Annotated in this window: 23 protein-coding genes; 15 read left to right on the top strand and 8 right to left on the bottom strand. The window is 67.5% G+C overall.

The window, feature by feature from the left end; all coding sequences use genetic code 11:
* On the top strand, window positions 1-335 hold a 335-nt coding region (locus HMPREF3114_RS13295), incomplete at its 5' end, for an SPOR domain-containing protein (protein WP_176746383.1).
* A gap of 127 nt (window positions 336-462) precedes the next feature.
* On the opposite strand, the gene HMPREF3114_RS13290 is transcribed toward HMPREF3114_RS13295, so the two are convergent.
* Complete coding sequence (locus HMPREF3114_RS13290; protein ID WP_005420523.1) at window positions 463-1,215, bottom strand: SDR family NAD(P)-dependent oxidoreductase; 753 nt, start codon at window positions 1,213-1,215, stop codon at window positions 463-465.
* 87 nt (window positions 1,216-1,302) lie between these two features.
* The gene (locus HMPREF3114_RS13285; RefSeq protein ID WP_005420525.1) at window positions 1,303-1,791 is read right to left on the bottom strand and encodes a hypothetical protein; all 489 of its coding nucleotides are present in this window, start codon (window positions 1,789-1,791) and stop codon (window positions 1,303-1,305) included.
* An 84-nt stretch (window positions 1,792-1,875) separates the two neighbouring features.
* On the opposite strand from HMPREF3114_RS13285, the gene HMPREF3114_RS13280 reads away from it, so the two are divergent.
* A complete protein-coding gene (locus HMPREF3114_RS13280; RefSeq protein ID WP_005420526.1) occupies window positions 1,876-2,343 on the top strand; it encodes a YehS family protein in 468 nt (155 codons plus the stop codon).
* On the opposite strand, the gene HMPREF3114_RS13275 is transcribed toward HMPREF3114_RS13280, so the two are convergent.
* The gene (locus tag HMPREF3114_RS13275; RefSeq protein ID WP_053499479.1) at window positions 2,312-3,199 is read right to left on the bottom strand and encodes a LysR family transcriptional regulator; all 888 of its coding nucleotides are present in this window, start codon (window positions 3,197-3,199) and stop codon (window positions 2,312-2,314) included. The two genes, HMPREF3114_RS13280 and HMPREF3114_RS13275, sit on opposite strands and share 32 nt — an antisense overlap.
* 143 nt (window positions 3,200-3,342) lie before the next feature.
* On the opposite strand from HMPREF3114_RS13275, the gene HMPREF3114_RS13270 reads away from it, so the two are divergent.
* Complete coding sequence (locus HMPREF3114_RS13270; RefSeq protein ID WP_329843258.1) at window positions 3,343-4,491, top strand: MFS transporter; 1,149 nt, start codon at window positions 3,343-3,345, stop codon at window positions 4,489-4,491.
* Here the strand turns inward: HMPREF3114_RS13270 and HMPREF3114_RS13265 are convergent.
* A complete protein-coding gene (locus tag HMPREF3114_RS13265; protein WP_053499483.1) occupies window positions 4,488-5,186 on the bottom strand; it encodes a TorF family putative porin in 699 nt (232 codons plus the stop codon). The two genes, HMPREF3114_RS13270 and HMPREF3114_RS13265, sit on opposite strands and share 4 nt — an antisense overlap.
* 178 nt (window positions 5,187-5,364) lie before the next feature.
* Between HMPREF3114_RS13265 and HMPREF3114_RS13260 the strand changes: the two genes are divergently transcribed.
* Window positions 5,365-5,754, top strand: coding sequence for a DUF6165 family protein (locus HMPREF3114_RS13260; protein ID WP_049414316.1), 390 nt, complete (start codon window positions 5,365-5,367; stop codon window positions 5,752-5,754).
* A gap of 6 nt (window positions 5,755-5,760) precedes the next feature.
* Here the strand turns inward: HMPREF3114_RS13260 and HMPREF3114_RS13255 are convergent, their stop codons facing one another.
* Window positions 5,761-6,438, bottom strand: a complete 678-nt coding sequence (locus tag HMPREF3114_RS13255) for a response regulator transcription factor (RefSeq protein ID WP_053499485.1) — start codon at window positions 6,436-6,438, stop codon at window positions 5,761-5,763.
* A gap of 198 nt (window positions 6,439-6,636) precedes the next feature.
* Entirely contained in the window at window positions 6,637-7,209 is a 573-nt protein-coding gene (locus tag HMPREF3114_RS13250) for an OmpO family porin (protein ID WP_053499487.1), read from the bottom strand.
* Window positions 7,210-7,419: 210 nt separating this feature from the next.
* On the opposite strand from HMPREF3114_RS13250, the gene HMPREF3114_RS13245 reads away from it, so the two are divergent.
* On the top strand, window positions 7,420-9,822 hold the full coding sequence (locus HMPREF3114_RS13245; RefSeq protein WP_070489908.1) for a S9 family peptidase: 2,403 nt from the start codon (window positions 7,420-7,422) through the stop codon (window positions 9,820-9,822).
* A gap of 91 nt (window positions 9,823-9,913) precedes the next feature.
* Window positions 9,914-10,273, top strand: a complete 360-nt coding sequence (locus tag HMPREF3114_RS13240; RefSeq protein WP_005420538.1) for a DUF1428 domain-containing protein — start codon at window positions 9,914-9,916, stop codon at window positions 10,271-10,273.
* A gap of 15 nt (window positions 10,274-10,288) precedes the next feature.
* Here the strand turns inward: HMPREF3114_RS13240 and HMPREF3114_RS13235 are convergent, their stop codons facing one another.
* Window positions 10,289-10,981, bottom strand: a complete 693-nt coding sequence (locus HMPREF3114_RS13235; protein ID WP_053499491.1) for a hypothetical protein — start codon at window positions 10,979-10,981, stop codon at window positions 10,289-10,291.
* A gap of 106 nt (window positions 10,982-11,087) precedes the next feature.
* Window positions 11,088-11,975 (bottom strand): hypothetical protein, encoded by an 888-nt coding sequence (locus HMPREF3114_RS13230; protein ID WP_053499493.1) that lies wholly within the window; start codon window positions 11,973-11,975, stop codon window positions 11,088-11,090.
* Between the two features lie 491 nt (window positions 11,976-12,466).
* Here HMPREF3114_RS13230 and HMPREF3114_RS13225 point away from each other — a divergent pair, with 491 nt between their 5' ends.
* From HMPREF3114_RS13225 to HMPREF3114_RS13185, 9 genes are all read left to right on the top strand, one after another.
* Complete coding sequence (locus HMPREF3114_RS13225; protein ID WP_005420544.1) at window positions 12,467-13,900, top strand: Do family serine endopeptidase; 1,434 nt, start codon at window positions 12,467-12,469, stop codon at window positions 13,898-13,900.
* A 101-nt stretch (window positions 13,901-14,001) separates the two neighbouring features.
* Window positions 14,002-14,367 carry a hypothetical protein gene (locus HMPREF3114_RS13220; RefSeq protein WP_004153835.1) on the top strand — a complete coding sequence of 122 codons (366 nt, stop codon included), beginning with the start codon at window positions 14,002-14,004 and terminating at the stop codon, window positions 14,365-14,367.
* A gap of 8 nt (window positions 14,368-14,375) precedes the next feature.
* Window positions 14,376-14,846, top strand: coding sequence for a phage holin family protein (locus tag HMPREF3114_RS13215; RefSeq protein WP_004153834.1), 471 nt, complete (start codon window positions 14,376-14,378; stop codon window positions 14,844-14,846).
* Window positions 14,843-15,304 carry a hypothetical protein gene (locus HMPREF3114_RS13210; protein ID WP_053499495.1) on the top strand — a complete coding sequence of 154 codons (462 nt, stop codon included), beginning with the start codon at window positions 14,843-14,845 and terminating at the stop codon, window positions 15,302-15,304. Before HMPREF3114_RS13215 ends, HMPREF3114_RS13210 begins: the two co-directional genes overlap by 4 nt.
* 67 nt (window positions 15,305-15,371) lie before the next feature.
* On the top strand, window positions 15,372-16,481 hold the full coding sequence (locus tag HMPREF3114_RS13205) for an AI-2E family transporter (RefSeq protein ID WP_070489907.1): 1,110 nt from the start codon (window positions 15,372-15,374) through the stop codon (window positions 16,479-16,481).
* A gap of 31 nt (window positions 16,482-16,512) precedes the next feature.
* On the top strand, window positions 16,513-17,232 hold the full coding sequence (locus HMPREF3114_RS13200; protein WP_053499497.1) for an HAD family hydrolase: 720 nt from the start codon (window positions 16,513-16,515) through the stop codon (window positions 17,230-17,232).
* Window positions 17,233-17,235: 3 nt separating this feature from the next.
* Complete coding sequence (locus tag HMPREF3114_RS13195) at window positions 17,236-18,603, top strand: leucyl aminopeptidase family protein (RefSeq protein ID WP_053499499.1); 1,368 nt, start codon at window positions 17,236-17,238, stop codon at window positions 18,601-18,603.
* Window positions 18,604-18,738: 135 nt separating this feature from the next.
* Window positions 18,739-19,842 carry a catalase family peroxidase gene (locus HMPREF3114_RS13190; protein WP_053499501.1) on the top strand — a complete coding sequence of 368 codons (1,104 nt, stop codon included), beginning with the start codon at window positions 18,739-18,741 and terminating at the stop codon, window positions 19,840-19,842.
* Window positions 19,839-20,375 (top strand): cytochrome b, encoded by a 537-nt coding sequence (locus tag HMPREF3114_RS13185; protein WP_005420561.1) that lies wholly within the window; start codon window positions 19,839-19,841, stop codon window positions 20,373-20,375. Before HMPREF3114_RS13190 ends, HMPREF3114_RS13185 begins: the two co-directional genes overlap by 4 nt.
* Window positions 20,376-20,549: the final 174 nt, after the last annotated feature.

Below are 20,549 nucleotides of genomic sequence, written 5' to 3'. Positions count from 1 at the left end.
CGTCGGCCAGCACGGCGGCCGCCACTCCGGCGCCGCGCGCGGAAAGCGCGCCCGCCGCATCGGCACCGCCGGCATCCGCGGCTGCACCGGCGGCCGCCGACAACGCCCGCTACATCCTGCAGGCAGGAGCCTTTGGGGCTTCCGGTGACGCCGAAGCCACCAAGGCCAAGCTGGCCATGATGGGCCTGGCGGCACGCGTGGAGTCGGCGCAGATCAACGGCAAGACCGTGTACCGCGTGCGCATGGGCCCGTACGGCAGTGCCGGCGAGTTGTCCGAAGCCAAGCAGAAGCTGGATGGCACCGGCCTGCAGGCGATGGCGATCAAGGCGCAGTAAGCCTGCCGATGTGAATGAAAAAGCCGGGCAGTGCCCGGCTTTTTCGTTTCTGTAGAGCCGAGCCATGCTCGGCTGAATCCAGACGAAGCCGAGCATAGGCTCGGCTCTACAGGACCCGCGAAGCAGGTCAGCCCTCGCGGGCGACCTGGAATCCGGCAAACGACTGGCTGACCGGCATCAGCTCCAGCCGGTTGATGTTCAGGTGCGGCGGCAGGCTGGCCACCCAGAAGATCTGCTCGGCGATGTCTTCGGCGGTCATCGGGTTGGCGCCGCTGTAGAGCTTGTCCGAGGCGTTCTGGTCGCCATGGGTACGTACCACGGTGAATTCGGTTTCGGCCATGCCCGGCTCGATCGTGGTCACGCGCACGCCGGTGCCGTGCAGGTCCGAACGCAGGCCCAGCGAGAACTGGCTGACGAAGGCCTTGGTGCCACCGTAGGCGTTGCCACCCGGGTACGGGTAGACGCCGGCCACCGACGAGATGTTGATGATCGCGCCCTTGCGCTCCACCAGCTGCGGCAGCAGCCGGTGGGTCAGGGTCACCAGCGCGGTGATGTTGGTGTCGATCATCGTGGTCCAGTCCGACAGCGTGGCGCTCTGTGCCGGCGCGGTGCCCTGCGCCAGGCCAGCGTTGTTGACCAGCAGGTCGATCTCGCCAAAGGCCGGCGGCAGCGCCAGCAGGGCCGCCTCCATCGCCACCGCATCGCGGATGTCGAAGGCGGCGGCGTGCACCACGTCCTTGCCGTAGCGCTCGACCAGCGGCTGCAAGCGTTCGCTGCGGCGGCCCGTGGCGATCACTTTCCAGCCGGCCTGGGCGAAGCGGTGGACGGCGGCGGCGCCGAAGCCGGACGTGGCGCCGGTAATCAGGACAGTGCGGGTCATCAGGCAACTCCAGGGGGAAAAACCGGACGCCCATTCTGGCATTCCCGGCCCGTCCTGAGTTGCCCGCCGTCCAGCCGTCCCCCCGGCTCAACGCACGCGAAACACTCTGGCCTTGGGCAGGTCTTCGTCGACCTGCAGGAACCAGCGCCCGGCAATTCCTGGAACAACGGCGATCTGCGGCGACTGCAACACCTTGCGCAGCTTCATCTGTCCCTTCATCACCTGCCATTGCTGGCCGTTATCAAGGGTGAACAGCGTGCCGGGCTGCCAGCCTGCGACCTCTCCGACTACACGGGCACTGACCGGTTCGTCATCCAGGCCCAGATGCATTGCTGCCGGTGCCGGCACATTGGCAGGCAGCGGCGCAGCGACCGGGGCCACCGCTGCCGTCGACGCAGCGGTCGTGCTCTCTGCCTCGCGCAGTACCCGGTTCAACGCCTGCAACTGCGCTGGACTGAGCCCGACCTCGGCCAGTTGGGATGCACTGAGGCGCCGCTCGACGGGTACGAAGCGGTCCTGGGCGAAGGCAGCGAAGCTGCCGGCGAGCAGTAGTGCGGAAAACAGATACCGGCGCATGCAAGGGTCCCAGCGAACGAGTGCTCACGATGCTGCAGTTCGATGACACTCCGGTGACACGCCAGGGGCCGGTACAATTGGGCCATGATCAACAATGATGTCCTGCGCAGCGTGCGCTACTCCCTGGACCTGGGTGACCAGCACGTGGTCGCCCTGTGCCAGATGGCCGACCCGGCCTTTGCCGTGGATACCGGGCAGGTGAAGGCCTGGCTGCGCCGCGAGGACGAAGCCGGTTTCGAGGCGATGAACGACAGCGCGCTGGCGCACTTCCTCGACGGCCTGATCGTGCACCTGCGTGGCCGCGACGAGAGCCAGCCGCAGCGCGCAGTGGAAACCCGTATCGACAACAACCTGGTGCTGAAGAAGCTGCGCGTGGCGTTCCAGCTGCGCGACGTGGACCTGATGGAGATCTTTGCCAGCGCAGGCTTCAATGTCTCCAAGTCGGAAGTGGGCGCGCTGTTCCGCCAACCCGGGCACGCCAACTACCGGCGTTGCCTGGACCAGATGCTGCGCAACTTCCTCAAGGGCCTGAGCCTGCGCCTGCGCGGTTGAGCACGGCGTCGACGAACGCCCGCGCCGCTGGTGTCGGCAGGCGCTGCCAGACCAGGTGCACGCGCCGGGTCGGGGTCGGCTGCAGCGGAATCTGCACCACGCCCTGAAACCCATCGGCGATCAATGCCGGCACGATGCCGACCGCCAACCCATGGCGGACGAAGCGCTCGACCAGTTCCATCAGGTTGACCTCGAAACGGACCGTGTGCGGCAGTCCGGCTGCGGCAAAAGCATCATCGGTCTGCCGGCGTGCGCCGGTGCCGCGCGGGAAGTCGACCAGTGCTTCATCCTGCAGTGCGGCCAATGGCAGCCGCTTGCGCCCGGCCAGCCGGTGCGATGGCGCCAGTACCGCCACCAGATCCTCCTCCTGCAGCACCTGATGGCAGACACCGTCCAGCGCTGCCGAAGGCGCCAGGCCGACCAGTGCCACATCCAGCGCGCGCGACTGTACCTGCGCGATCAGGTCCTCGCTCTTGTCCACGCGCAACTGGAACTCCACCTGCGGGTGCACGCGCTGGAAGGCCGCCAGCATCGCAACAACGTCGATTCCGGTCAGCGAGGAAATCTGCCCGATGGCCAGCAACCCACGCACTTCGCCACTGACGGCGGCCACGTCGGCGCGCAGGTGGCGCAGGCTGGCCAGCACCTGGCGTGCGTGCACCAGCAAGGCCTCGCCGGCGGCGGTGGCCCGCACCTGGCGCGGCAGGCGCTCGAACAGCGTGGCACCCAGTTCCTGTTCAAGATGGGCGATCTGGTGGCTGAGCGCGGACTGCACCACGTGGCAGCGCTCGGCGGCACGGGTGAAATTGCCCTCCTCGGCCAGCGCCACGGCGAACTCGAGCTGCTTGAGGTTCATACAACTATCTTGTTTTCAGATGGCATGGATGATGATGATTCATTTCCATCATGCTCGCAGCAGGCGGACACTGTGCCCCCCGCTTCCTGGAACATCGCGTGAGCCCGTCCCTTCCCCCTCTGCACCGTTGGCAGGTGCTGCTGATGTCGGTCGCCACCGGCGTGGCCGTGGCCAGCAACTACTACGCGCAACCGCTGCTGCACACCATCGCCGACGCCTTCGGCGTGCCGTTCGGCCAGGTCGGCATGGTGGTTACCGCCGCGCAGCTGAGCTATGCCGCCGGCTTGATCCTGCTGGTGCCGCTGGGTGACCTGTTCGAACGCCGCCGCCTGATCGTGGTGATGAGCCTGCTGTCGGCGGGCGGACTGGTGATCAGTGCCTGCGCACCGTCGCTGACCTGGTTGCTGGTGGGCACCGCGATCACCGGCCTGTTTTCGGTGGTGGCCCAGGTGCTGGTGCCGTTCGCCGCCACGCTGGCCGCGCAGGAACATCGTGGCCGCGTGGTCGGAACATTGATGAGTGGCCTGCTGCTGGGCATCCTGCTGGCGCGCACCGTGGCCGGCCTGCTTTCCAGCCTGGGCGACTGGCGCCTGGTGTACGCGATCGCCGCTGCCACCCTGGTGCTGACCGCACTGGCATTGCAGCGCGGCCTGCCGCGATTCCACCACAGCGCCGGCCTTGGCTATTTCGCATTGCTGCGCTCCATCGGCGAGCTGTTCGTGCGGGAACCGGTGCTGCGCCAGCGCACGCTGCTGGGGGCCTGCAGCTTCGCCATGTTCGCGATCTTCTGGACCCCGCTCGCATTCCTGCTGGCACAACCGCCGTACGCCTACAGCGACGCCACCATCGGCCTGTTCGGGCTGGTCGGTGCGGCCGGGACGCTGGCGGCGGGTCTGGCTGGTCGCATGTCCGACCGTGGCCAGACCGGACGTGCCACCGCCATTGCACTGGCGCTGTTGCTGCTGTCGTGGCTGCCACTGGGGCTGTCGGCCCACTCGCTGCTGGCGCTGCTGGTCGGCGTGGTGGTGCTGGACCTGGCCGCGCAGCTGCTGCATGTCAGCAACCAGAACCTGATCTATGCGCTGCAGCCTGCGGCACGCAACCGCCTCAATGCCGGCTACATGACCGGCTATTTCATCGGCGGCTCGCTGGGCTCGCTGCTGTCTGCACAGGTCTACCAGCGCTTCGGCTGGACCGGCGTCTGCGTGGCCGGTGCCGCCGTGGCCGTGCTGGCCCTGCTGCTGTGGCTGCCCGGCGCGCTGCGTGCGCGCCAGGCGGCATCGTCGAATTAGAAACTGCCCTGCAGCGCCAGCTCCCAGCGTCCACCGGCGTTACCCGGGAACAGGCGCTTGGCCGCACTGTCGGTGTCGTGCACGGTGGCACGCAGCTCCCATGCCGGGGCCAGCGTGGCAATGGCACTGAGCTGGCCATGCAGGTAGTCCGGGCCCTGCGCGGTGGCCAGCCAGTACTGGCCCACCGCCGCTTCCAGGCGGACGCGTTCGTGCAGCGGCACACGCACACCCAGCTGGGCATAGGTGCCGCGATGGCCACCGGCCAGTGCATCGCCGGAATGGGCGACCTGCAGCCAGGCACGCTGCTTCCAGGTCAACGTGGTGTTGAGTTCGGTCCAGTCCAGCGTGCGGCCGGTGCCCGGGTACACGTAGCGGGTCAGGTTCGCATCCAGGTTCCAGGCCGGCGCCAGTGCGCCGGACCAGCCGGCCACCAGGTCGAACTCGCTGCGCGCGCCATTGTCCGGTTTGAACGAAACGTTCGAACCCCACACGCTGGCGTACCATCCCGACGGGATCGAGACCTTCGCGCCGGCCTGCACCGCCGGGTCGCCATCGCTCTGCGAGCTGCCACGCCACACGTAGTCGCTGGTCAGTGCAGCACTGCCACTGGCCTGCACCTGTGCCTGCGCGCTGCCGATCCCGAGCAGCCCTGCCAGGGCGGCCACCAGCGCCGCCATCGTCTCCTTGCTGTTCACTGCACTGTGTTCCTCGTCGAAGGCGGTCGCGCCGCTGGGACGGCAGTGTCGGGGGCGCCGCCGTAACGGATCGAGGGCGCTGCCCGGCCTGCCGCGCAAATTCGGCGTAAATCCCGTGGATGGAGGCTACGTGCCAGCCGCGCGGTATCATGACGCCTTGTTTCCAGGAACCAACCACGTGGACGCCATCCTGACCCCGGTATCGATCGGCGAGCTGATCGACAAGATCACCATTCTCGAGATCAAGGCCGAGCGCATCGATGATGCTGCCAAGCTGGCCAACGTGCGCACCGAACTGGATGGCCTGTTGCCCTTGCTGCAGCAGCAGCTGCAGGCGCAGCCGGCATTGGACGCGCTGAAGCAGCAGCTGAAGGCGATCAACGAACGCATGTGGGACATCCAGGACCAGCTGCGCGACAAGGAAGCGGCCCAGGTGTTCGACGATGCGTTCATCCAGCTGGCACGCGGTGTCTATGGCACCAATGGCGAGCGCGTGCAGGTGAAGAACGAGATCAACCGCGTGGCCGGTTCGGCGCTGGTGGAAGAGAAGCAGTACCAGGGCGAGTAAGGCCGCTCAGCCGCATTCGAGCAGGTGGCGGAAGCGGAACAGGTCACCATCCCCGCGGATGCCGAGCTTGCGGTAGGCCGAGGTTTTCTGCGAGCTGATGGTGCTGGCCGAGCGCCCTGAGCGCAGGGCCATTTCACTGGTGCTGACGCCCTTCAGCACCAACCCGAGCACTTCACGCTCGCGCCGGCTCAGCGGCGTCAGCACCGGTGCAGATACCCGGCGTGTGCGTGGCAGCTTCAGCTCCTCGCGTAGTTCCGGTGGCACGAAGCGCCCTCCGCGAGCGACCACGTCAATGGCGCGCAGCAACGTCTCCGGTGGCATCGACTTTGACAGGAAGCCGCGCGCGCCGGCTCGCATCGCGGTGGTCACCGTACTGGCGTTGCAGTGCGCCGAGAGCACCAGCACCGGCAGCGCCGGCCAGCGCTGCGACAGCACGCGCAGCAGGGCCAATCCATCGCCCAGGTCGCCCATCGGCAGCGCATCGATCAGCAGCAGGTCGACACACCTCGGGCTGCGCTCCAGCAGCTGCAGCAGGTGCGCCTCGTTGGACAGGCTCACGCGCACCTGCACACCACTGTGTTGGCGGAGCAGAACTTCCACGCCCAACCGCAGTACCGGGTGCGGATCCAGCAGCGCCAGGCGTCGTGGCCGATCAGGCCGCAGGGGCGGGAGTGTCGGTGGCATCGCGGCCTGTCCAGGCAACATGGAACATCCACCGTAGGCCGGTGCCCGCAGCGGCGGAATCCAATTCCTTGCAATGCTCGGCCCGCGTGCGCCACCAGTCAGACGGCATTTTGTTTCGCGCCGCCACAAACGCAACAGGCCCGGCAAGAGCCGGGCCTGTCGAGACGCCTCCAGCGCGCAGGCGCGCCGGAACAGCAGTTACCAGCTGAAGCGCGGGCCGACGGTGTATTCCTTGTCGCCGTCGCGGTTCATCTTCAGTTCGCCGTTCAGGCCCCAGTTCTGGTTCAGCTTGATCTGGCCACCCAGGCGGCCGTACCACTGGCCTTCCGGATTCACGCCGTGCTTCTTGGCGTAGTCTTCGTAGCCAACCATGCCGTAGACCTCGGCGTGGGCGCCGAAGGCAGTGCGGATACCGGCTTCAGCGCTGTAGCCGTTGAAGTCCAGGCCATGCTTCTGGTCGAGCTTCTGGTAGGCAACGCGGGCAACGAAGTCGGTGCTCGGAGCGATTTCAACGTTGTAGCCGGCACCGATCTTCCACTGGTCCAGCTTGACGTTGGTGTGGTCGAATTCCTGACGGCTGTACTCACCGAAAGCGTGGAAGTTCGGCAGGAAGCCGTACGAACCCTTCACACCCCAACCGTCGGACTTGAACGCGTCGTTGTCGGTCTTGGCGTAGTCGGCTTCGGCGTAGTTGTAGGACAGGTTCTCAGCAGCCGAGGCGGTGAACGGCAGGGCGGCGGCCAGGGCCAGGGCAATCAGCGAATTCTTCATGGGGGTACACCTTTACTTTCTTATGGTGTGCAGCAGCGCCAGGGCGCCATCGCATCGGGAATGTAAATTCTCCGTTATTCGCCACAACGCTCCCTGAAAACAGCAGCCTTCGCATTGCTGAATTTTTTGGCTTGATTCAGGCTGCGTCTGGCATACGCGCGCGGCGCGCGTGCATTCGAGTTCCGCTGACCCTTGCAACAGGAGGTTGCCTTGCACGTGCCTGCTCCGCTGCGGTTCCCGCTCTGCGCTGTCGTCCTCGCCTTCATCGGCGGGTGTTCCACTGTATCGGCTCAGCCACTGCAGCCTTCTGATTACCAGCGCGCCGAGCGCGTGCACGACAGCCACCTGCGCGGTGCATTGCGCAATGCCTCGGTCGTGCCGAACTGGCTGGCCGATGGCCGCTTCTGGTATGAGCGCGAGGATGCACGCGGTCGACGCCAGGCGGTACTGGTCGACCCGCTACAGGCCACGGGCGAGGTCCTGTTCGAGCCCGCCGCACTGGACAGCGCGGTGGCGCCCTTCGGTGCCAGCGGGCCACGCCTGCGACTGGCCAGCGTGCAGGCAACCGACGATGGCCTGCGCCTGCGATTCAGCGGCGAGGCGCCGATCGATTGCCGGTGGCCGCGCTGGCAATGCGCGCCGTCGCAGGATGCGATGCCGCCGGCAGATGCGTTGCTTTCGCCCGCTGGCGATGCCTGGCTGCAGGTGCGCGACCACAATCTGTGGCTGCAGTCGCCCGGAACGGCAGCACGGGCACTGACCACCGGCGGCGAACCCGGTCATGGTTATGGCGTACTGCCGGACTTCACCCTCCGCGGCATTCCGCGCCGCCAGGGCCGGATGCCGGTGCGGCCGTTTGCGGTCGGCTGGTCACCGGATGGCCGCTACGTGGCCGGCATCCGCTACGACGAGCGTGCGCTGCAGGACTACCCCTATCTGGAAAGCACGCCGGCCAACAGCGCGCGCCCACGCGTGCACACCGTGAAGCTGGGGGTACTGGGCGATGCACAGCAGGTGCGCGACAGCCTGTACATCGTCGATGTACGCAGCGGCCGGCAGCAGGACATCACCCTGCCCGAGGGCTGGAACATCCTGAGCGAGGCGGGCATCCTGGGCTGGGACGGTGGCCGGTTGTACGCCGCGATGGCGCACTTCGGCATGCCACGGCGCCTGCGCCTGGTAGAGATCGACGCCGGCAGCGGTGCGCTGCGCACCGTGCTGGAGGAGTCCAGTGATACCCGCCTGCAGCTCAACGTGTATTCCTACAACCGGCCAGCGGTGGCAATCCTGCCCGGCCGGGACACCGCCGTGTGGTTCTCGCAGCGCGATGGCTGGGGCCATCTGTACCGGGTGCGCCTGTCCGACGGCAAGGTGATGGGCCAGCTCACCGGCGGCCGGTGGGCGGTGCGGGACCTGCTCGGCGTGGACAGCGCAGGCGATTGGGCATACTTCAGTGCCGGCGGTGTCGAGGGCGGCGATCCCTACGTGCGTGGCCTGTACCGGGTACCGCTGCACGGCGGAGCGGTGCAGCGCCTGGCCGCCGATGGCGACGACCACCTGGTTGATGCGGGCACCGGCATGCTGTTCGGTGGACGTGCACCGCAAGCGCTGTCACCCGGCGGTGGCTACCTGGTGGATACGGTGTCCAGCCTCACGCAGCCGCCACGCACGGTGCTGCGCGCCAGCGACGATGGCCGCGAAGTGATGTTGCTGGAGGCTGCGGATACGCAGGCGGTCGTCACTGCTGGCTGGCGGCCGCCACGGCGCGAGCGGCTGCTGGCCGCCGACGGGCGCACGCCGATCTTCGCCACCATCTACCTGCCCCGCGACTATCGCGATGACGGCAGCTTCCCGGTGATCGACGCGATGTACGGCGGTGCTTTCATCAGCAATGCGCCGGTCACCTATGCCGAAGCGGTCTCGGCGCAGAACCCGGTATCCCGCGCCAGCCTCGCCGAGCTCGGCTTCGTGGTGGTCAGCATCGATGCCCGCGGCACCGGCGGCCGCGACAAGGCATTCCATGACAGCAGCTTCCTGCACGGCGCCGATGTACAGCTCGATGACCATGTGGCCGCACTGCGCCAGCTGGGCGAACGCTACCAGGGTATCGATCTGCAGCGGGTCGGCATCTATGGGCATTCGTTCGGCGGCTACAGCGCGGCGCGTGCCCTGCTGCGCTACCCCGCGTTCTACAGGGTGGCCGTGGCCTCGGCCGGCAGCCACAATTTCCAGGGCATGTACGGCGGCGCCCTGCACGGCATGGACCGGCTGTTCGGTGGCGTGGTGCCAGCTACAGCCATGGCCGATGGCGTGCCGGCCCCCTTTGCCGGTCTCGACAATGCGGCGCTGGCCAGCAACCTGCGCGGGCATCTGCTGCTGGTCTATGGCGAACTGGACGAGAACGCGCCACCCGCGCTGACCCTGCAGCTGGCCGCGGCCCTGAACAAGGCCCAGCGTCGCTACGACCTGCTGTACCTGGCTCGACAGGACCACGAACTGTTCCGCAACGACGCCACCTATACGCACCACATGTGGGACTACTTCGTGCGCCACCTGGCCGGCCAGCAGCCACCGGATACGGCGCTGGCCCCGCTCCCGGGTGGCCCAGGCTGAACAGGCGTACGCGGGATGTCGATCCCCGCCGCGCTGGTTCGTCGTGTATTTGAAGGCCGTGCATGTGGCACGGTCCATCCGGAGGCTGGCAATGAGCTACATCGATGGTTTCGTCCTGGCGGTTCCCACCGCCAACAAGGAGAAGTTCCTCGCCCATGCACGCACAGGAGATCCGGTCTTCATCGAGTACGGCGCACTGCGCGTGGTGGAGTGCTGGGGCGATGACGTGCCGCACGGCAAGACCACCGATTTCTTCGGCGCGGTGAAAGCCACGCCGGACGAGACGGTGGTGTTTTCCTGGATCGAATGGCCCGACAAATCGACCCGCGACGCCGGTATGAAGAAGATGATGGAAGACCCGCGGTTTGATCCAACGAAGAATCCGATGCCGTTTGACGGTGCGCGGATGATCTACGGCGGCTTCGTGCCGATCTACGAGCTGACCCGCTGAACCCGGCGGACGTGCTCAGCGCGCGTCCGTTTCATCGCTGGCAGCGGCATGGCCGGCGCCCAATGCGGCGCCGGCACCGAGGCCCATGCCGCCCATGCCAGCGCCCATTCCGCCGCCCCCACCTCCGCCACCACCCGCACGGCCGCCCTTGGCATCGCCATCGTTGCGCCCCTTGCCGCCACCACTGGCAGTGGGGCGGGTCGGCCCCTGCGGCGGAATCCGCAGGTCGGGAGGAATCGGCGCCAGGTCCAGCGCTTCGCGCACGAAGTCGCGCAGCGAGACCACCAGTTCGTGGGTATGCACCGGTCGCCCCTGTGCCAGTTCGTTGGCAGCGCGCGCGGCCAGCCGCACCTGTTCGTCGGTGCCCAGCAACAGGATGTCCGAGAGCGCGGCCTCGACCGCATCGCGGATGCGGCGCGTTCGATCTGAACGCGGTTCGGCGATGCCTTCGGCCGCTTCGCGCTGGCGCAGATCACGGCGATGGCTGGGATCCACGCCCAGTTCACCAGTGAATGAACCGCCCAGGGTCTTGTAGGCCGCCATCAGTGTGCGCAGCCGCTCGTTGATCTGCCGGTTCTCGCGCTCGCGACGCTGCTGCAGGGTCTGCATCACCAGCAGGCGGATGCCCACGCCCAGCAGGGTGATCAGGACCAGGCCGGCCAACGTGGACAGCACGCCCTGCCAGGAACTGAAATCGATACCGCGCATGCTGGGGCTCCGGCGGGAAGAATCTGCATCTTGCCCCAGACCGCGCCCCGAAAACGCGAAAGGCCCCACCACCCGGTGGGCGGCAGGGCCTTCGGTCACGGCGCGATTACTTGCGCTTGGCGACCTTGCGCACGGCCTTGGCCGGGGCCTTCCTGGCAACAGCCTTCTTGGCCGGAGCCTTCTTGGCGGCGACCTTCTTCAGCGGTGCAGCCTTCTTGGCGACGACCTTCTTGGTCGAAGCGACCTTCTTGCCGACAGCCTTCTTGGCAGCAGTGGTCTTCCTGGCAACGGCCTTCTTGGCGACGGCAGCCTTCTTGCCGACAACCTTCTTGGCGGCGGCGGTCTTCTTGGTGGCGACCTTCCTGGTGGCGGCAACCTTCTTGCCGACAACCTTCTTCGCAGCCACTGCCTTCTTGCCGGCAACCTTCTTGGCGGCGACGGTCTTCTTGGCCACAGCCTTCTTGGCGGTGGCGACCTTCTTGCCAACCACCTTCTTGGCGGCCGTGGTCTTCTTGGCAACGGTCTTCTTCGCGACAGCAGCCTTCTTGGTGGCGGCCTTCTTCACGGTGGCGACCTTCTTGCCGGCAGCCTTGGTGGCGGCCTTGGCGGTCTTCTTGGCAGCGGCGGCCTTCTTGGTCACGGCCTTGCCCGCAGCCGCCTTCTTCTTCGCCACTTCCTTCTTCAGGGCAGCAGCTTCGGCCTTGGCATTCTTCTTGGCCGCTTCCAGCTTCTTCTTGGCGTTGGCAACCGTCTTGCCGACCGACTTGGCAGCCTTCTCGGCCTTCTTGGCAACGGTCTTCTCGACCTTGGCCACGGCCTTCTTGGCCTTGGCAACGCGGGTACCGGCAGCCTTGCTGGCGCGCTTGACGGTCTTCTTGACCGACTTCACTGCGTCTTCGGCGGCGTGGGCGATGGTCTCGCCGACGTTGGTGGCGGTTTCTTTCACGTTCTCGACAGCGTCGGTCACGACCGACACACCATTACCGTTGCTCATGTTGCCCTCCTGCGGGCCTTAAGTATCAAAACGGGGCGATGCTATACCGACATTGACGATCGTGGAACGGGGCATGTGCCAGCAATCGCATCTGTTGCGACGCCGATGGTGTACGCAGCAGCCCTAGTTGCCACCTGCGGTTCGCAGCAAACCCCTTTTTTTCAGTGCTGCGCCACGCGAACCCAGCATTGTCTGGCCGTCGTCGCGCGCACGTGCACGGATGCAGCGTCCGGCATCCGTCGTGGCGCATTGCGGCACCCGCCTGCGCGGAACTGCGCAAGCATCCGCCTGTGCCAGTGCGGCGCGCGTTGGCCTTGAGTGGCGCACCCATCACCTGCCCGGGTGTCGCCACAGCCGCGTTTTTGGCCCCCGCGCTCCTCCTTCGAGGCCCCCGTTTTCATGGCGCATTTATCCAGATCGCGACACACTCATTCAGCCTTGTTTTACCGTAGGCCCGAACAGCCCCCACCCACGCCAGCGAACCGACTCCCATGCGACCGCTTCCCACCCTGCTCACGCTCGCAATCGCCGCCGCCTTCGGTGGCTTCGTTGCCACCGGCATCAATGCCCACCTGGACAACCGTGCCGACGCCGCGCCGCTGCCGGCGGTCCTGCCGACCACCGCAGCGTTGCCGGCCTCGGTGGCCGGACAGGCGGTACCGTCACTGGCACCGATGCTGGAGAAGGCGATGCCGGCGGTGGTCAGCGTCAACACCAAGCAGGTGGTTCGCGTACGCAATCCCTTCTTCAACGACCCGTTCTTCCGCCGCCTGTTCCCGGACATCCCGCAGGAACGCATCAACGAATCGCTCGGCTCCGGCGTGATCATCGACGCCAAGGAAGGCCTGGTACTGACCAACCACCATGTCATCGAGAACGCCGATGACGTGCAGGTGACACTGGCCGACGGGCGCACGGTCAAGGCCCAGTTCCTGGGTTCAGACCGCGATACCGACATCGCCCTGATCCGCATTCCGGCGCAGAACCTCACCGACATCAAGCTGGGCAACAGCGACCAGCTGCGGGTCGGCGACTTCGTCGTGGCCATCGGCAACCCGTTCGGCTTCAGCCAGACGGTCACGTCCGGCATCGTCTCGGCGGTGGGCCGCAGCGGCATCCGCGGGCTGGGCTACCAGAACTTCATCCAGACCGATGCGTCGATCAATCCCGGCAATTCCGGTGGTGCACTGGTCGACCTGCAGGGGCAGCTGGTCGGCATCAATACCGCCAGCTTCAACCCGCAGGGCAGCATGGCCGGCAACATCGGCCTGGGCCTGGCGATTCCATCGAACCTGGCGCGCAGCGTGGTCGACCAGCTGGTCAAGCACGGCGTGGTGGTGCGCGGCACGCTGGGGGTGGAAAGCCAGAACCTGACCGCGCAGATTGCGCAGGGACTGGGCCTGGCCGAAACACGTGGTGCGCTGATCACCCGCGTGCTGGCCGGCTCGGCCGCTGCCGCAGCCGGGCTGAAGCCGGGCGACGTGGTGGTCTCGGCCAACGGCCAACGCGTGGACAGCGCCGAAGCCCTGCACAACGTGGAAGGCCTGGCCGCCGTCGGCAGCCCGATGACGCTGGACGTCCGCCGCGAAGGCAAGCCCGTGCAGATCAAGGCAACGCTGAAGGAACAGGCACGTGCGGTCACCGGCGAGAGCCTGGACCCGCGGCTGACCGGCGCCACCTTCGTCGACCTGCCCGAGTCGCTGCGGCAGTCGGGGGTCGGCGGCGTGCTGGTCAGCGAGGTCAAGCGCGGCAGCCGCGCGGCCAGCAACGGCCTGCAGCAGGGCGACATCATCACCGACGCCACCGTGGGTGAATTCGCCGACCTGGCCAGCTGGCGTGCCAATTTCCAGCAACGCCCGCCGACCCTGGTGGTGCGCGTGCTGCGCAACAATGGCCAGCAGCAGGGCCAGCTCGTGATGCGCTGATCGCCCTGCCGTAACACCCCCTATACCCCGGCAATGCTATTGCTGTCAGTCCAGGTCGGCACCGCCGACGCCCGTTCCCCCATCGCAACAGGAGTGATTCGATGAGCCCCACCAATACCGAGAACCTGAAGGAACACCTGGGTGAAGCCGGTTCCCATCTGAAGCAGGCCGCCACGGCCGCCGGCGGTGCGATCAAGGGCGCAACCGGTGCCGCGACCGACGAACTGCGGATCGGCAAGGCCAACGTCAAGGCTGAACTGTCCGACAGCGCGCTGTCCGGCCTAGCCGCCGCCGAGTTCGGCGGGGCCGCTGCCAAGGAACAGGTCGATGCACTGATGGACAAGGGCAAGGACCTGATCGACAGCGCCGCCGAGCTGATCCGCGAACGTCCGCTGGCCTCGTTCGGCGTGGCCTTCGCTGCCGGCTGGATCATCGCCAAGCTGGCCCGCGGCAGCAGCGACAAGTAAGCCGCGGCGTGAGCGAAGACAACGCGCAAGCCCCTGATCCGGCGGCCACCCCGCCGCTGGATGAGAGCATCCGCCAGGTCGGCGCGGCCGGTCGTGCCGCTGCCGATTCGGCCAAGCACTCGCTGCGTTCGCTGCGCCGGCTGGCCTCGGCCGACTTCGCGCTGGCTCGCAGCGCATTCGGCCGTGCACTGGCCTGGGCCGGGGTAGCGATCGTGTTCGGTGCGTCGGCCTGGCTGCTGATGGCCGCCACCCTCATCGCCCTGCTGCAAAGCTGGGGCCTGAGCTGGCTGCAGGCCCTGCTGATCACCTCGCTGCTGAGCCTGGCCGTCACCGGTTATGCGATCTGGCGGGTGTCCTACTTCTTCCACCACACCGGCATGCACGCCACCCGGCGCCAGCTGTCCCGCCTGGGCCTGTTCGACGAGCCCAGCGAAGACGACCCCGATGCCGATGTGCAGCTGCCAGAGGGCAAGCCATGAAGTTCGGTGCGCTGCAGCGGCGGGTGAAGCGCTGCGAACAGGTGGTGACCGTGCGTCTGGTCGAGACCCAGGACCACTGGTCCACGCTCAGCCAGGTCTGGCGCCAGGGCTGGTCGCCACTACGCATCGTGGTAGTGGGCCTGGCCGGTGGCTTCATTGCCGGCAAGCTGGAAATGCCGGGCAAGGTCAACGGTGCGCGCTGGCTGCAGATGGTGGGTTCAGTGTCGAACCTGTTCGCCAGTGCGCAGGCAGCGTTCGCCACGGCGATGGCGGCGCAGGCTGCGGCTACCGCCGACGATGCGGCCGAAGAAGCCGACAACGCCAGCGAACAGGCACAGGCGGCCGCATCGGCATCAACCGCACGGCCCGCGCCAGCGCCGGCGCCACGGCCCGCCGCAGAACCGGAGCCGCGCGAACCGCGCCCGGCCGAAGCCGCCACCGAACTGTCCGAACGTTGATCCATGGAATCCGCCGCGCCGATCGCGGCCGGCGGATAATGCGCTCCCCTTTCCGGCTGATGCGTCGATGAGCGAGTCCTCCCTGTCCCTGTCACCAGCCGATCCGCAGGACCCGGAGGCACCGCTGCCGCCTCCGTCTCGCCCACGCGGGCCGATGTCGCTGGTGGTGCTGGCGACCCTGGCGGTGGGCTACACGCTGTGGGCTGCGCAGGACATCATCCTGCCGGTGCTGCTGGCGATGTTCTTCGCACTGGTCGGCAACCCGATCCTGCGCCTGCTGCAGAAACTGTGGATTCCGCGCGCGCTGGGGGCGCTGCTGATTCTCGGCGCCGGCCTGGGCGTGACCGGTTCGCTGGCGGTGCAATTGATCGGCCCGGCGATGGAATGGGCGCAGGAAGCCCCGCAGCAGCTGCGCAAGGTCGCCCGCCAGGTGCAGGACCTGACCAAGCCGGTGCAGCAGGCCAACCAGGCGGCGGAGAACTTCGCGCGCGTCGCCGGCGGCGACAGCAACCACAAGGTGCAGGTGATCCGCACCCAGCTCGACGACCCGTACCGCATGCTGACCCGCGCGCCACGGCTTGCCGCCTCGGTGCTGGCCGTGGTGCTGCTGACCCTGTTCTTCATGATCTATGGGCAGAGCCTGCAGCGCGCGGCAATCGCGCTGTTCCCGAACCGCCAGCAGCAGCGCTTCACCACCGACATCCTGCGGTCGATCGAGCGCGAGGTCTCGCGCTACGTGCTGACCATCAGCGTGATCAACACCCTGGTCGGGCTGGTGTTCGCAGGCGTGCTGATGCTGCTCGGCATCGGCCTGCAGGAGGCGCTGCTGTGGGGCACGGTGGCCGCGCTGCTGAATTTTGCCCCGTACGTCGGCCCGCTGATCGGCGTGGCACTGATGCTGCTGATGGGCTTCGTGGAATTCCGCGACCCGCTGCAGGCGCTGCTGCCGGCGGCCGCGTACCTGGCCCTGCACACTCTGGAAGGGCAGATGGTGACCCCGATCGTGCTGGGCCGGCGCATGAAGCTGTCGCCGCTGGTGCTGATCCTGGCGCTGATGGTGTTCGGCTGGGCCTGGGGCATGATCGGCCTGCTGCTGGCGGTGCCGCTGCTGGTCTGCATCAAGCTGGTGCTGGCACGGCTGGACGGCATGCAGGGCTGGGCACGGCTGCTGGAATGAAAGCCCGCGCGGGCAGGCGTAGAATGGCGGGGTGAATTTCCCCGTCCAAGCCATCACCCTCGACCTTGACGACACGCTGTGGCCGTTCGCTCCGATCGGCGCCCGCATCGACCTGGTCCTGCACGAGTGGATGCGTGAACACAGCCCCGCCACCGCCGCGATGTATCCGGTAGCGGCGATGCGCGAACTGCGCGAGCGCCTGTACCACGCCCATCCGCACCTCCACCACGACCTGAGCGCGCTGCGTCGGCTGACCCTTCACGAAGCGCTGCACGCCAGTGGCGCCAGCCTCGATCTGCTGGAGCCAGCGTACGAAGCGTTCTACGCCGCGCGCAATCAGGTCGAGTGCTATCCCGATGCGATCGATGCGCTGGCGCGGATTGCCGCGCGGGTGCCGGTGGCAGCGCTGAGCAACGGCAACGCCGATCTGGAGCGGATCGGCCTGGCGCATCATTTCGCCTTCCAGCTGGGCGCGCGCGAACACGGCGCGGCCAAGCCGGAGGCAAGCATTTTCCACGCCGCCTGCACCCGACTGGGTGTGGCGCCGGCACAGGTACTGCATGTCGGCGACCACGCCGAAATGGACGTGGCCGGGGCGATCGCCGCCGGCCTGCGCGGGTGCTGGATCAACCGCGAAGCAGCCACCTGGACCCATCCGAAACTGCAGCCGGACCTGCAGTTCGACACCCTCACCGGCCTGGCCGACTGGTTGGACGCCAACCTCGACGCCGCCGCATCCCGGAGTACCTGACGCATGAGCGAGATCACTGGTTTCACCGCCGACACCACCGCGGCGCTGCCGCTGTACGTGCTGGACCGCGAGCAGTTCGCCGCCTGGAAGGACGGCCAACCGGCCGCCACCCAGGCCTGGCTGGCCTCGCAGGGTTTCACTGCCGGTGCGCACAGCGTGGCCCTGCTGCCCGGCAGTGAGGGCCTGGCCGGCGCGGTGATCGGTGTCGGTGATCGCGCCGATGCCTACAGCTATGCGCATGCGCCGCACGCGCTGCCGGAAGGCAGTGTCTGGCAGCTGGCCAATGAACTGCCTGCCGCCGAACAGGCGCTGCTGCAGCTGGGCTGGGGCTTGGGCAGCTACCGCTTCGACCGTTACCGCAAGCGCAACCGCGCCCCGGCGCAGCTGGTGGCCGCACCGTCCGGCGAAGTGGCCGACCTGATCGCCGCCAGCCTGCGCGTGCGCGACTGGGTCAACACCCCGACCGAAGACATGGGGCCGCAGCAGCTGGAAGACGCCGCGCGTGCACTGGCCGATGCACATGGTGCGCAGGTCGAGGCGATCACCGGCGATGAACTGCTGAAGCAGAACTTCCCGGCCATCCACGCCGTGGGCCGCGCTTCGCACCGTGCGCCGCGCCTGGTGGTGCTGCGCTGGGGCAAGGAAACCGACCCGGCACTGGTGCTGGTCGGCAAGGGCGTGTGCTTTGATACCGGCGGCCTGGACATCAAGCCGGCCGACGGCATGCGCAACATGAAGAAGGACATGGGTGGCGCCGCGCATGCGCTGGCCCTGGCCGGCCTGGTGATGGCGCGCGGACTGCCGGTGCGCCTGACGCTGCTGGTGCCGGCGGTGGAAAATGCGATCGGTCCGGATGCGTTCCGCCCGGGCGAAGTGATCGCCACCCGCAAGGGCCTGAGCGTGGAGATCGACAACACCGATGCCGAAGGCCGCGTGATCCTGTGCGATGCGCTGACCTTCGCCGGTGAGCAGAAGCCGGACCTTGTGCTGGATTTCGCCACTCTTACCGGTGCCGCACGCATCGCGCTGGGTCCGGATCTGCCGGCGCTCTTCAGCAACGACGACACGGTGGCACAGCAGTGGCTGCAGGCCGGCGACGCAACCCGTGACCCGGTCTGGCGCATGCCGCTGTGGCGGCCCTACCTGCGCTATCTGAGCAGCGGCATTGCCGACCTGGCCAATGCCGGTTCGCGCATGGCCGGCTCGGTGACCGCCGCGCTGTACCTGGAGCGCTTCCTCGAAGACGGCCAGCGCTGGGCGCACCTGGACGTGTACGCCTGGAACGACGGTGAACGCCCGGGCCGTCCGGCCGGTGGCGAAGCGCTGGCGCTGCGCTCGGCGTGGGCGATGTTGAAGGCGCGTTACAGCTGATCGGGTGGGTGCCGGCCTTGGTCGGCACGCCGTCCCCGGCAAACTTGACGAAAATTTGAATACCGGGCCTGGAAGGGTTCTGCGAGGATGTGTGGGTCGACCACCCACACGCTCCGTGAAGGCAGGACTCCGACCATGTCGCTCTTTGGCTACACCCGTGCCGGCCAGACGCCGGGCGCACCGCGCAAGCATTCCCCCCTGCTCTGGATCGCGCTGATCGCGCTCATCCTGGGTACCGTGGCGCTGGCCTTCGCCTGGCTGGCCGGCTGGATGGGCGACCGCCTCACCGCGCAGCGCTTCACCGACACCATCGAGGCCACCGGCCCGGCCCATCCGGGCTTCCGCCGTGCACACAGCAAGGGCGTCTGCGTAAGCGGCTGGTTCGAACCCAGCGCGCAGGCCCCTACCCTGTCCAGTGCCCGGGTGTTCTCGCAGACGCGTGTGCCGGTGATGGGCCGCCTGTCGATCGGTGGCGGCGACCCCTACGGCGCCGACAACACCGCACGCGTGCGCAGCCTGGCGGTGCAGATGGTCAGCGATGATGGCCAGGAATGGCGCATGGCGATGAACAGCTTCCCGTTCTTCGCGGTACCCACGGCCGAGGCGTTCTACGAGCAGACCCGCGCCTCGATTCCCGACCCGGCCACCGGCAAGCCGGACCCGCAGAAGATGGCGGCAGTGCTGGCGAAATACCCCAGTGCGCAGGCGTTCCAGCAGTGGGCGAAGACAGCGCCATGGACCAGCAGCTGGGCCGACACCACTTTCAACAGCGTCAACAGTTTCTGGTTCACCAATGCGCAGGGCCAGAAGCGTGCGGTGCGCTGGCGCTGGCAGCCGCTGGCGCCGGTGGTGGAGATGGATGCGGAAGCGCGCAAGCAGGCCAGCGTCGATTTCCTCAGCCAGGAACTGCAGCAGCGCCTGGCCCGCGGCCCGGTACGCTGGAACCTGGTCGTGACCACCGCCGAGCCCGGCGATGCCATCGATGATCCGTCGGTACCGTGGCCCGAGTCGCGTGACCAGGTAGTGGCGGGCGTGCTCAGCCTGGATCGCATGCAATCGCAGGAACAGGGCGCCTGCGGCCAGATCAATTTCGATCCGCTGATCCTGCCCAGTGGGGTGCGCGGCAGTAATGATCCGATCCTGGCGGCCCGCTCGGCGGTGTACTCGCAGTCCTTCAACCGCCGTGAACGCGAGCGCGCCAGCGGCAACGTCGAACAACCGAAGGAGGCCGCACGATGAGCACCGGCAACGGCCACTTCAACCTGCTGGCGCGGGTGCTGCACTGGTCCATGGCGCTGATGATCGTCGCCATGCTGTTCATCGGCGTGACCATGGTCGCCTCGCTGCACCTGCGTCCCGCGCTGATCGACCTGCACCGCCCACTGGGCATCGCGATCCTGTTGCTGGCGCTGCTGCGCCTGTACAACCGGCTGCGCCATCGCCCACCGGCGCTGCCTGCCGACCTGCCGGTCTGGCAGGGGGTAGCGGCCAAGGCCTCGCACTGGATGCTGTACGCGCTGATGCTGGCGATGCCGTTGATCGGCTGGGCGATGCTGTCGGCCGGCGGATACCCGATCGTGTTGTGGGGAGGGCTGCACCTGCCGCCGATCGTGCCGCACACCCCGGCGTTGTATGCCGCCTTGCGCAATGCGCACAGCCTGTTGGCGTATGTGCTGTTCGCTACGGTGCTGATGCATGTGGGTGCGGCGTTGTTCCACCTGTGGGTGCGGCGGGACGGGGTGTTCCAGGCGATGGCGCGCGGGAAGGAGTGATGATCGGGTTCGCCGGGAGTTCCCGGCGGATCGTTTCCGCGACCGCGGGGGATGTCACTTTTCTTTTCGCGCGAAAAGAAAAGTAACCAAAAGAAACGCGCCGCCAGAGCGCGAGCCGGTGCTGCGCACCGGTGCCCTGTGCTTCTCGGTGAATCAGGGGACGGCGCCGAACTC

It is taken from the genome of Stenotrophomonas sp. HMSC10F07, assembly GCF_001807895.1.
In the GTDB taxonomy this organism is placed as follows: domain Bacteria; phylum Pseudomonadota; class Gammaproteobacteria; order Xanthomonadales; family Xanthomonadaceae; genus Stenotrophomonas; species Stenotrophomonas sepilia.
Note: the sequence above shows the minus strand (reverse complement) of the source record. Positions and strands in the feature narration are given on the sequence as shown.

Excerpts from the sequence above, each read along its gene's own strand:
- HMPREF3114_RS13220 (WP_004153835.1), top strand. The coding sequence starts at position 14,002 with ATGAGCCCCACCAATACCGAGAACCTGAAGGAACACCTGGGTGAAGCC.
- HMPREF3114_RS13240 (WP_005420538.1), top strand. The coding sequence starts at position 9,914 with ATGAGCTACATCGATGGTTTCGTCCTGGCGGTTCCCACCGCCAACAAG.
- HMPREF3114_RS13235 (WP_053499491.1), bottom strand. The coding sequence starts at position 10,981 with ATGCGCGGTATCGATTTCAGTTCCTGGCAGGGCGTGCTGTCCACGTTG.
- HMPREF3114_RS13275 (WP_053499479.1), bottom strand. The coding sequence starts at position 3,199 with ATGAACCTCAAGCAGCTCGAGTTCGCCGTGGCGCTGGCCGAGGAGGGC.
- HMPREF3114_RS13230 (WP_053499493.1), bottom strand. The coding sequence starts at position 11,975 with ATGAGCAACGGTAATGGTGTGTCGGTCGTGACCGACGCTGTCGAGAAC.
- HMPREF3114_RS13225 (WP_005420544.1), top strand. The coding sequence starts at position 12,467 with ATGCGACCGCTTCCCACCCTGCTCACGCTCGCAATCGCCGCCGCCTTC.
- HMPREF3114_RS13210 (WP_053499495.1), top strand. The coding sequence starts at position 14,843 with ATGAAGTTCGGTGCGCTGCAGCGGCGGGTGAAGCGCTGCGAACAGGTG.
- HMPREF3114_RS13185 (WP_005420561.1), top strand. The coding sequence starts at position 19,839 with ATGAGCACCGGCAACGGCCACTTCAACCTGCTGGCGCGGGTGCTGCAC.
- HMPREF3114_RS13280 (WP_005420526.1), top strand. The coding sequence starts at position 1,876 with ATGATCAACAATGATGTCCTGCGCAGCGTGCGCTACTCCCTGGACCTG.
- HMPREF3114_RS13195 (WP_053499499.1), top strand. The coding sequence starts at position 17,236 with ATGAGCGAGATCACTGGTTTCACCGCCGACACCACCGCGGCGCTGCCG.
- HMPREF3114_RS13285 (WP_005420525.1), bottom strand. The coding sequence starts at position 1,791 with ATGCGCCGGTATCTGTTTTCCGCACTACTGCTCGCCGGCAGCTTCGCT.
- HMPREF3114_RS13250 (WP_053499487.1), bottom strand. The coding sequence starts at position 7,209 with ATGAAGAATTCGCTGATTGCCCTGGCCCTGGCCGCCGCCCTGCCGTTC.
- HMPREF3114_RS13290 (WP_005420523.1), bottom strand. The coding sequence starts at position 1,215 with ATGACCCGCACTGTCCTGATTACCGGCGCCACGTCCGGCTTCGGCGCC.
- HMPREF3114_RS13205 (WP_070489907.1), top strand. The coding sequence starts at position 15,372 with ATGAGCGAGTCCTCCCTGTCCCTGTCACCAGCCGATCCGCAGGACCCG.
- HMPREF3114_RS13255 (WP_053499485.1), bottom strand. The coding sequence starts at position 6,438 with ATGCCACCGACACTCCCGCCCCTGCGGCCTGATCGGCCACGACGCCTG.
- HMPREF3114_RS13190 (WP_053499501.1), top strand. The coding sequence starts at position 18,739 with ATGTCGCTCTTTGGCTACACCCGTGCCGGCCAGACGCCGGGCGCACCG.
- HMPREF3114_RS13270 (WP_329843258.1), top strand. The coding sequence starts at position 3,343 with ATGTCGGTCGCCACCGGCGTGGCCGTGGCCAGCAACTACTACGCGCAA.